At 49.0% G+C, this 10,900-nt stretch carries 4 protein-coding genes and 4 pseudogenes; 2 read left to right on the top strand and 6 right to left on the bottom strand.

What is annotated here, in order from left to right; genetic code table 11:
- A pseudogene (locus H5P17_RS26745) lies at positions 1-153 on the bottom strand (IS3 family transposase); the annotation flags it as partial.
- Between the two features lie 302 nt (positions 154-455).
- On the opposite strand from H5P17_RS26745, the gene tnpB reads away from it, so the two are divergent.
- Together tnpB and H5P17_RS25640 are read left to right on the top strand one after the other, a co-directional pair.
- Positions 456-803 carry an IS66 family insertion sequence element accessory protein TnpB gene (gene tnpB, locus H5P17_RS25645; RefSeq protein WP_182825821.1) on the top strand — a complete coding sequence of 116 codons (348 nt, stop codon included), beginning with the start codon at positions 456-458 and terminating at the stop codon, positions 801-803.
- Positions 804-822: 19 nt separating this feature from the next.
- Positions 823-2,393: pseudogene (locus H5P17_RS25640) on the top strand (IS66 family transposase).
- Positions 2,394-2,554: 161 nt separating this feature from the next.
- Here the strand turns inward: H5P17_RS25640 and H5P17_RS25635 are convergent.
- From H5P17_RS25635 to H5P17_RS25615, 5 genes and pseudogenes are all read right to left on the bottom strand, one after another.
- Positions 2,555-7,873 carry an RHS repeat-associated core domain-containing protein gene (locus tag H5P17_RS25635; protein WP_182825820.1) on the bottom strand — a complete coding sequence of 1,773 codons (5,319 nt, stop codon included), beginning with the start codon at positions 7,871-7,873 and terminating at the stop codon, positions 2,555-2,557.
- 59 nt (positions 7,874-7,932) lie between these two features.
- Positions 7,933-8,628, bottom strand: a complete 696-nt coding sequence (locus H5P17_RS25630; RefSeq protein WP_182825819.1) for a hypothetical protein — start codon at positions 8,626-8,628, stop codon at positions 7,933-7,935.
- Between the two features lie 30 nt (positions 8,629-8,658).
- Positions 8,659-9,963 (bottom strand): hypothetical protein, encoded by a 1,305-nt coding sequence (locus H5P17_RS25625; protein WP_182825818.1) that lies wholly within the window; start codon positions 9,961-9,963, stop codon positions 8,659-8,661.
- 378 nt (positions 9,964-10,341) lie between these two features.
- Positions 10,342-10,587, bottom strand: a pseudogene (locus tag H5P17_RS25620) (transposase); the annotation flags it as partial.
- Positions 10,588-10,595: 8 nt separating this feature from the next.
- Positions 10,596-10,790 (bottom strand): annotated as a pseudogene (locus H5P17_RS25615) (IS3 family transposase); the annotation flags it as partial.
- Positions 10,791-10,900: the final 110 nt, after the last annotated feature.

Here is a 10,900-nt window from a genome sequence, read left to right as displayed (position 1 = left end):
ACGGAGCCAGGCTCGAAGGGTGTCGCCATGGCAGCCGATTTTCGGGGCGATGGCTTGAACGGCTTCGTGTTCTGATTTGTACGCGCTGCGTTGCTCCAGCAACATTCTGACCGCGCGTTCGCGCAGTTCGGGGGGATAACGTTTCGATGACATAGTTGGGTCTCCTTTACTGAGAGTTTAGTCTCCAAGAAACCCGGGGCGGTTCAGTTGTTCAACTGGCGCAACCTCTACAAACAGGGGCGCCTCGGCGCGACCATCCCTGCTGAGCCCTGCCTGCTGCCGGTTGAACTGGAAGATGTGCCATCACCACCGCCAATAACTGAAGCAGATAAAGCACCACCCTCCGACGTCGCGGAGTGTGAACTGGTGTTGCCTGGTGGCACGTTACGGCTCCGGGGCGCACTCAGTCCTGCGTTGCTGAGCATGTTGATCCACGAGTTGAAAGGAACGTGCCGATGATATCGCTGCCGGCGGGCAGTCGCATCTGGATCGTGGCCGGCATCACCGACATGCGTAACGGCTTTAACGGCCTGGCCTCGCGGGTTCAAAATACGCTGCGTGACAACCCGTTCTCGGGGCAGGTCTTTATCTTCCGGGGGCGCCGTGGCGATATGATTAAAGTACTGTGGGCCGACGCCGATGGCCTGTGCCTGTTCACCAAACGCCTGGAGCGCGGTCGCTTCGTCTGGCCGGTGGCGAGAAACGGCAAAATCCATCTGACACCGGCACAACTGGCCATGCTGCTGGAAGGCATCAACTGGAAGCATCCGCAACGGATGGAACGGCCTGGCCTGCGGATATAACCTGTTGTAAGGTGGGGATATGGTCACATCCTATCCCGATGAAAACGCCTGGCTCCGGGCGCAACTGCTGGAGCAGCAAAACACGCTTCGCCAAATGGAGGAGTACAATCGCCCGCTATCCAAACGGGTAGCGGCGTATGCCAGCGAAATCAACCGGTTGAAAGCACTGGTTGCCAAACTGCAACGCATGCAGTTCGGCAAGAGCTCCGAAAAACTGCGGGAAAAAACGCAGCGTCAGGTACGCGAAGCGGAAGAACGCATCAACGCCCTGCAGGAAGAGCTGGCGGAGACGCTGGGCGAACAGCATGATCCGGCGCTGCCGCAGCCGTTGCGGCAGTCCTCTGCTCGCAAGCCCTTGCCGGCTACCGTACCGCGCGAAACACGCGTGCTCCCTCCGCAAGAAAGTGCCTGCCCGGCGTGTGGCGGTGGTCTCAGCCCGCTCGGGTACGATATCTCGGAACAACTGGAGCTCATCAGCAGCGCCTTCAAGGTTATCGAAACGCAGCGGCCGAAGCTGAGCTGTTGCCGGTGCGACACCATCGTGCAATCGCCGATGCCCTCAAAACCCATCGAGCGCAGCTACGCCGGTCCCGGCTTGCTGGCGCGCATCGTCACGGCGAAGTTCGCCGAGCACACGCCGCACTACCGTCAGGCGGAAATATACCGCCGTCAGGGCGTGGAGCTCAGTCGGGCCACACTTGGGCGCTGGTCCGGCGCGGTCAGTGAGCTGCTGGAGCCGCTGTATGACCTGTTGCGGGAGTATGTGCTGATGCCGGGCAAGGTCCACACCGACGACATCCCGGTGCCGGTCCAGGCACCGGGGAGTGGCAAGACCCGCACCGGCCGTCTGTGGGTATACGTGCGTGATGACCGCAACGCGGGCTCGGTGATGCCGGCGGCGGCGTGGTTCGCGTACTCACCGGATCGCAAGGGCCTCCATCCGCAGCAGCACCTGGCAGGATACAGCGGTGTCCTGCAGGCCGATGCCTATGGGGGCTAAACGCGCTGTATGAAAACGGGCGCATCACGGAGGCCGCCTGCATGGCGCATGCGCGGCGGAAAATCCACGACGTTCATGTCCGCACACCGACCGACATCACCACGGAAGCACTGAGACGCATCGGTGAGCTGTACGCCATCGAGGCAGAAATACGTGGCAGCCCGGCGGAGAAGCGGCTGTCGGTCAGAAAAGTGAAGACGGTGCCGCGGATGCAATCGCTGTACGAGTGGATCCAGACACAGATGAAAACGCTGTCGCGCCACGCGGAGCTGGCGAAGGCGTTCGCCTACCTGTTGAAGCAGTGGAATGCGTTGAACCTCTACTGCGAGAACGGCTGGGCGGAAATCGACAACAATATCGCGGAGAACGCCCTGCGCGGAGTCGCGCTGGGGCGAAAAAACTGGCTGTTCGTCGGGTCAGATGCAGGCGGAGAGCGTGCTGCGCTCCTGTACTCGCTGATCGGCACGTGCAAACTCAATGGTGTAGAACCGGAGGCGTGGCTGCGCTACGTCATCGGACATATCCAGGACTGGCCGGCGAATCGTGTACGCGATCTGTTGCCCTGGAAAGTCGAACTCACCTTATCCTAAAGCGTCAATACGGTTCAAACGTGACGCTTACAAAAAGTACGTGGAACTAAAACAGGTGTGCTTACACTTACTCTCGTCACTTATTAATAAAAAAACGCCCAATGAACCTCATTGGGCGTTTTTGAACGCAAAAGTGTCAATGCACTATATAGCGAGTACCATCAAAAGTGCATAGATACAGGATAACCCCTCTGCCATATATTATAATACGCATTTTCATTGAACATATGGGATATAACCCCGTCTAGACAAAAAACCTCACGGACGAGTGAGTCATTCCTACTATAACAATATCCAAGTATTATATTATACTCTCTTTTTTGTAGCAATCGTTTTATGTGGTCTCTAGGTGTTTGAAATGCACTTGATGAAGAATCCACCGGTTCATAAAGCAAACTCGCACTTTGGTTTCTAATGAAGCTTTCATCTTCTACATAAAAATTATGATCCAACAATTTTTCGACCCTCAAGCCATTTGTCATCCAATTATCTCCCGCTCCAGAGCCGTGAGTTCCTGTGATTATTATAATCGGCAACGTGTTACCTGACTCTCTTATTTGTTGAATAGCCCTTTTCACATCACCGTGAGTAATTGCATAATCGGACAGTTTAATTATTCTACCACCTCTTTCGATTGACTGAGTCCATGGATCCCGAGTGTGGAGGGGCTCTAATCTCGGGTCCACCCTTCTTTTGGGGTCGAATCCTTCGCGCCTAGGGCCTCTCGACGTCGACACTCTGGATCGGGAACCAACTTCCTCAGCCGTTCTTGCCATGCCCTTTTCCACCACGCTCTTCATGCCCGCGCCCAGGCTGAAAACTGTCGCTGCAACCCCGGAGTACATCGATATTTTACCCAAAAGGTTGGCAGTATGGGGGTGTGCATTACTGAGTCCATCCGCAGCCATCCCTGTCGTGGCTGAAGTCAGGGATACCAGGGCCCCCAGAAGAGCCAGAGACGCTCCGCCGGTCTCAACGGCAAGCCCGACATCAGCAACCGCCATTGCGACGAAAACGGAGTTCATAAGCCAGTGACTCAATTTACTGTGCCCTGTGGGATCCGTGTAGTTCAGCGGGTCACCTTCACAGTAGCTGTAGGCATTTACCCCCCCGGTCCCGAAGGGACTCAGACTGTCAGGCGAGGTAAATCGCCGAAAATCCGGGCGATACAATCTGTTGCCCCCCATAAGATAGCCACCGGAACCGGAGTCTTCCAACTCCCCATTATACCCTAACAGCGCATTATCTTGCTCCTGACTCTGCTGATGCTCGCCATAAGGTCCATAGACAAAACGATGAGTTTCCGTGTTGTTGTCCCTGCTTAACAGCGAATTGTGTGCATCCGTACCTGTGAGCCATACGGTGTGGTTCTCATTTTCACATTCCACCTGTGCGGTATTTCCTCCTGGGCCTGACACTAGACGGGTCATTTTGCCACTGTCAGCTGCGATGGTTACCAGGGCATCTCCCCGATAGTAGTAGCTGCTATCATTCCTACCATTCCTACGGGCAACTCGCCCCAGACTGTCGTACTGATAAGCGGTAGATTTTCCATTTTGCTGCGTGGCACCGGATAAACGGCCGGATAACACTGGACCGAAGTAAGTGAATGCTCTCCCCATACCATCACTTATCATGCACCCATTTTTATCGTATGAGGGGGTAATTTCACCCAGTCTTGCATAGTAAGGGTGGCTTCGCTTCATAGTAGTCAGCTGGCATGGGTCTGCTGAACTGAGATATGAATATACGGCAGTGTCATTTGTGCTGTCTGAGTAGCTGCTATTAACTTCGATGATGTTATTCAGTACATCATAGGTGAATGTTTGTCCTGTGATTGCGCATCCGTTGGTATCTAAGGGAAGTTCCGAGCCTGTCAGGGTTACGCGGGCTACCCGGTTACGTATGTCGTACGTGTACATTTCAGTACGTACAATTTTTTCGTCCCGGCAAAGAGTTTTACTTTTCAGCCTGTTATCATCATTCCATTCCTGAGTCATGACCCACCCAGAACCTGAATGGGAATTGGTCTGTTTGCGGGAAATTTCCCGGCCCAGCCCATCCCATTCCAATTCGGTTGTCTGTGTGGTTCCGGTCAGGCTATCAGTGGTCCGCCACCGATTCATGCGGCTTAAATCATCATATTCCATTTCCACAACTGTAGTTGTGTCAGAATATGACTGTAGGCGCCCATATTCATCGTAGGCCATCGTGGTTTTATCTCCAGAGACATCCTGATAACTGTCGGGATTCCCAGCTACCGTGTAGGTGTGGCTGGCCGATAGGTTGTTGCCATAGAGAAAGTTTTCGGTTTGCAACCGCCCAGTGTCCTCGTACTGGTAGGATAGCTTTCCTATTTTTGTTCCGTCTAGCATCATATTTAATGAGTCCACATTGCCGACAGACTGGGGATGAGACGTTTTATTATTGCAGTAAGTGATATCTTGTTTGTTCTGACTTTGAGCAATTGCGGCCTGAATGTCGGTTGCATCCGTGGCAATTTGTGCTGTACAGGAAACGGCTCCCAGCAGTTCCGGTATATACAGATAGGCCTCCCGGCCTCCATCTGGCAATGTCACTGTGTAAGGATTTAACAGGCTTCCGGAGACTGGATCATATGTTGCCACCCAGTTTCTCCCACCGGATGAATGCCCCACCAGTCGCCCAATGCTATCAAATGCCCTAGTGCCGAGTGGTGTTACCTTCCCGTCTTTATCTTTAACGGAAATCCCGGTCTGCCATGCAAGGGCAGAATAGCTGCTGTATTCATATAGAAGTTGCGTGCCGTCCGACAAGGTAGTCGTAAGCAAACGACCATGGATATCATATTCGAAACTAGTAGTGCGCCCCAGTTCGTCAGTTTTTTTCCGCAACCGATCAAGGCCGTCATATTCCATTGTCACGGAACTCAGAGGCGCCGGAAGGGGGAGATCCATATCACAGGCAGCATCATATCGTTCTACTTTGTAAAGCCGCCCACCATCGTCAAAAGAGTTTTTTGTGACTGGTCCGTGGCTTTTTTGACCTGCTGAGTAGCTCAGTGTTGTCATGGCAATAGGGTCATGGATCTCCCAGACATCAGTTCCCACCGAGACGGAAATGTGGTGTTTTTTCCCCCAGTCGTCATAAAAATAGCGAATAGTCCTTGTTTTAGAAGCTTCCGGGGCTAACTGATTACAGGAAAGCGGAAGGGGCGGAACCTGATAGTCCATAAAATCAGACGAGAGCGGGCGAAGCATGGTGTCATATTGGTGCTGCTCTAACGTATACCAATCATCCTGCGCAGCCCCCGCCAGGTTGATTTCCGTTTTTACAAGATTGTGTGCAGCATCGTAATACGCCCGAGCTTGGGTTATTGGGACATTGTCAGCGGCACGCTGTCGCTGAGTATCCACGATGAAGGGGAAGTCTGCACCTTCATCTATCCTGTATTCGAAGATATTAGTGATACTATAATCCGTGTCGGCACCCAGGGTTTCCGCCGTTTTCCGGAATAGACCGTCATATTCATAGCGATTTTTGACACCGTCAGCGTTCACGCTTTCCAACATCATTCCCATGAACCGGCTATATGTCTGACGGGTAGTTAGACTGATATTTTCACAAGATGTGGCCGTGGTGGTGCAAGTAATTGTGTTATCTTTTTCATCCACCTCGTAAGCATACTCTTTAACGGAGGTGTAGAACGCTTTCCCTTCACCATCAGGATAGTAAATATCTTCTGTCTTAATTAGACGCCCGAACCCATTTTTTAGGTCATTACTTTTTTCAGCATAGGTGTGATGGCTGATTTGTACCAATTGTCCGCCTGTGAAGTATCTCTCTTCTTTAATCACTATGGGAGAAAAATCAATCCCATCAGGTGCCTTAAGGAGGCCGTAGCGGTAAACCGTTTTTTTAGCCGGAGAAGAGTCCGCATAATTGCCATTTAACATCGGGGTTACAGTCATGGATTTGACAAAACGGCGAAATCCATTAGGTTCAGCGGGGCAGCCGGTACCGTCAGTCTCATTGTCCGCCTCACCCTTACTATCGTAATACTCCCAGGCTTTATCGTAAAGTGCAGGCGTGGAGGTTCCCGCATCATCCGCGCGGGCTTTTTTCACGATTCGCGTTTTCTGGGCGAGCAGATTACCGATGTCATCATAGGTTGACTCGACCACCTCCTGACGAATGGCGTCCTGGCCTGCTTTCTGCCAGGTGGTGGTGACACTGGTCGGAAGCTGATACGTGTCCGATTGCCCGTAAAGAGGTGTGTCTGCTTTAATGTCATAGGCATAATTCTTGGTCACAGTGGTCCGTACTGAGAAGTGACCATTATTAATAACCCCGGTTTCATGTGTCTCAGAGGTAATCAGATGGAAACAGTTATAGTTACGGGTGACGCGTGTCGTCTGCGTGGCGTCGCCGCTGGTATAGGTATACTCCTGGGCAGAACCGTATGAAAAACCAGTGCCTGCCGTAAAGGCGTTATCAACATTGCTGTCCCATTGTTTCACCACCGGAAATCCGAGAAAATTATTATCACCCTTAACCCGGAAATTATATGAAATAACGGAGTCATCCATACCCTTCCCGCTGACGGTAAAACTGCCGACACAAGGTAACGGCACTTCATTGGCCTCGTCAGGGAAAGAATTGCTGTCGCTGCCAATCCGACAGGTGACAGCCCCCCCCCCAGGATACGTCAGTGAGGTGGCCCAATACCGATCCCCGAGCAAGGTATCGTACCCGATGGTCCATGTCAGTGGCTCTGCACCACTCGCACTCGCACCACTCAGCCTCATATCAGCCAGCACGGAGCGCTCAATGGCTGTGGTATGGCCCATGTTGCCGATGCTGAATGTCAAAGCATGGGCCTCCGGCGAGTGAGGCAGAATATTGAGGATTGTTTTATTGGCGCTATAATAGTTGACAAACAGCAAGGTGTTTCCGTTATTGCCCGTCGAGTCAATATTACCGTTGTTATCAGTGATATCTTTAATGCTGTTCAGGCGGGGGGAGTGTTCATCGGTCCAGTCAAGAATCAGGGCATAGCCCAGAGGGGAAACTATTTTTACGGGCAATTTGATTGTGGGTAGGGCTCTTGAAGAGAGAAATTCCATGCTGCCGTCTTTATGGGTGATCTTATAGCTTCCATCTAATTCACGTTTAAAATCAAAGTTTTTTAATTTTTGTTGTTTAATTTCAAAAACACCGTCACCCTTATCGGAGACACTGAATCTTTCCCCGGTGCTCAAGCAGAGTATATTATTTTCCGGATCATAGTAAGAGAGTGAAAAATTAAATCCGATACCAAATCCGACATTATTATTTTCCAGTGGAGAGTAGCTAAGAGACAAAGGTAGTTTGGGCCCGAGCTGATTATTTGAAGTCAGCTCTCCCAGGCTGATATTTATATTGAAGAGACCAGTTCTCGGGTCAACATCGCCGTTGACGGCATCACTGAAGTTCTGCGACTGTGTAAAAAAATATGACATAACAATCATCCCATGTAATAATTGGTTGAAAAAGCAGCATTAATTAAGGATAACACTGACTATTCCTTCTCTATATTTCTTGCAAATATTGTAAAGTTATGTTCTGTGCCATTCTTATTTATGGTAGCAAGCTCAATATGAATATCACCCTGTTTCCCATTTACATCTTTTGCGATGCACATCATTATCGTTGGGCGTGTCGTGGTCTTACATGTTTTCCCGCCCCAGTAGAGTAACAGGTCCGAACCCTCATAGCCATTTTTGCCTTCTCCGTATGCAAAACTGAGAGGCATTCTATATATTGAGAATTCATTTGGATGAGCAGGATCACTAACATATGTTATATCCAGATGGCCTTTTACTGCCCAGAAAATGGTTGGATTCTTCCCGCACATATTGGAAGTCGAAATCATATGAGAACAAGAGGAGCCGGTATCATCTACACTGCCATAGAAGAGGTTATAAACATTATCGCTCCCTAAAGGCTCATCGACATATAGCTTTGGCTCGAAAAAAAATGTGCCGTCACGAGGCATGTCGCCTGTATCTAACCTGCTGGGGCCAGCACAATCTTTTTGATCCGCCGCATCTTCCTGAAAGAATGTTGCATTCGTAACATAACCGCGGGTAGAAGGAACAGCAGACTCAATAAGTTCACGGAAGTCAAAGTGGCCTTCTTGCTTGGAGCAGTGAGCCAGGGCATTTTGTGTAAAAAGAAAGAAAATGAACATAAAGAAAAACATACGATTATACATACATGGCCTCCTGTTATAAATAATACGCGCTTATGATTTACTCAGTGAAACATTCGGATTCCCGGACCCATCCTTGTTAATAAAATTAATAAAGAAGTGTCCAGAATTACCGAAGCTGTCAATAACACTTGCATTTATAGGGGTATTTTTCCCCGTATTCCATCCCTCCGGGGATAGTGTTTTTTGTAAGGTAAACTCGCCGCCTGGGATCCATAACACAAGACCAACAAGATGTGCTGATGTGCCCGCTGGCACTGTAATTGAGGAGTCGGCATTTTGCCCAATGGTATATTTATATGAAACGTCAGTAAATGTTACTCCTGGAAACTCAAAACCCGCCAACGATGACGTATTGAGGGCTGGTGTTTTACGCCAAATAAGAATTCCACCACCTCCATCATTACTGCCTGCAAACGAAATTTGCGGTGATATGGCACAGAGAAGCTCTGGAGAGCCCTCGAAAGTCAAATTTTGTGGGTCCTCTGGGGGGGAAGTTAGTGTTACATCTAAGAATTTAATGTCATCCAGAACTGTATGGTTAGGAGAGGTATACTCAGCAGGAGTAAAGGTAATGTAATTTTTACTAAAAACCCCGTTGTATTCCTGTGTTGCGCCAGTCCCGTCACGCTCACGTTTCCAGTGTATACTATTACTCACATTCTGCCACCCTGGGGTGTTTACAACCACCTGCTTTTCAGGAGCATTCGAATAATCAATCGGCTTTACAAGTTTTAGTGTCAGTGGAGTTTTGGCAGTAAATGACTCAGTATTCTTTTCAGAAAACACTATGTAAGTTCTTTTGGGTTTTTCATTTTCAGGATCATCCCCTTTATATTTAAAGGTCAGAATTACTCCAAGCCTAATTGTTTCAGATATACTGGTTGTGGTAACATAAAATGTTTTTTTATGCAATATATTCGCTCTGGGTATGGGCAACATGGCTACACGTGATGCCGAAATGACACGGGTATACAGACCATCAGATTTCTCATACTTTTTCCAGTTCGACGAAGACGTAAACAAATCATAGTCCTCTGGTTTTATTGGGCCATAACTTGGACTGTACTTAAGCAAATTTGGGTCATTAAAATCAACTAAAGTAATATCCACCTGATCCTTATTTTCAATATCAACATCAACATCTACGGGTTTACCATTGATAATGTCTGTATAATAAAGCTGCGCAGCAATAGTTACTGTCACCGCGTTGCTTCCATTAGAAAAAAATTCGACAGCAAAATTATTTTCATTCCCAGTAATCGACCCGGACTTCATAGTGACTGGACTTTTATCAGGGTCTACAGGGATTGTTTTATCATCATCTTTATTGTTCATAATTATCTTCCTCTTAGGTAATTAACTTCATTTGATTGACCACGCCAGTTCCATTCACACCATGACTGGCCTTTATCTATAAAGGCATCTTAAATATAACCTTTCTTACAAGGTTTTTTAATCCGCCAGCAGATTTCTCTCCCATTTAAAAAGCGAGCCATAAAAAACATTCATATGCCACGCCTATAAACCAAATTATCAAACTTGAAATTATTGGCATGAAAACATATTTCTTTTTATGCTAACTTATTTACTAAAAAAATAGCCGCATTCTCTCTTTATGTAAAGCCAAATTTTAGTCTATTAATAGTATCAACTGATGGGCTGGAAACTGAGTCGAAAACAGATGTGACCTGCCCCCAGTATTAGATACAACCTTCAGTTAGTAATGTCGGTTGATTTTTCTTCATGTTTCCCGTTACGCCAGCCTGCTGCAAATTCAGATGGCGTCTGGTAATTCAGCGATGAATGAGGTCTGGACTTGTTATAGTCCTGCCGCCAGTCATTAATGATTTTCCGGGCATGAAGAACATCGCTGAACCAGTGCTCATTCAGGCATTCATCCCGAAAGCGACCGTTGAAACTCTCAATAAATCCGTTCTGAGTTGGCTTGCCCGGCTGGATTGTAGTGGTCAACTAATACTGGCCACCGCATTAGACTGTAACCAGTACAGTCGCTCAGATTGGTTTGGCGTCAGACCGCCGTTATACCAGTGAGGCCGGATGGCACTGTAATAACCCGTGATGTAGCGGATTATCGCGCTTTGAGCTTCGTTGAAGCTGTCATAGCCCTTCGTCGGCACCCATTCGCTCTTCAGGCTTCGGAATAAAATGAGCACGCCTGCGACGTGAGCCGGCTGGCGCCGACGCCCTTTTCCTGTTCCCTGCCGCCCTGTAGACTCTGCACCATGTATATTCCCCGACCGGCAAAGCTGCT

Source organism: Serratia sp. OS31 (assembly GCF_014164835.1).
GTDB classification, from domain to species: Bacteria; Pseudomonadota; Gammaproteobacteria; order Enterobacterales; family Enterobacteriaceae; genus Serratia; species Serratia liquefaciens_A.
Note: the sequence above shows the minus strand (reverse complement) of the source record. Positions and strands in the feature narration are given on the sequence as shown.

Excerpts from the sequence above, each read along its gene's own strand:
- H5P17_RS25630 (WP_182825819.1), bottom strand. The coding sequence starts at position 8,628 with ATGTATAATCGTATGTTTTTCTTTATGTTCATTTTCTTTCTTTTTACA.
- H5P17_RS25635 (WP_182825820.1), bottom strand. The coding sequence starts at position 7,873 with ATGTCATATTTTTTTACACAGTCGCAGAACTTCAGTGATGCCGTCAAC.
- tnpB (WP_182825821.1), top strand. The coding sequence starts at position 456 with ATGATATCGCTGCCGGCGGGCAGTCGCATCTGGATCGTGGCCGGCATC.
- H5P17_RS25625 (WP_182825818.1), bottom strand. The coding sequence starts at position 9,963 with ATGAACAATAAAGATGATGATAAAACAATCCCTGTAGACCCTGATAAA.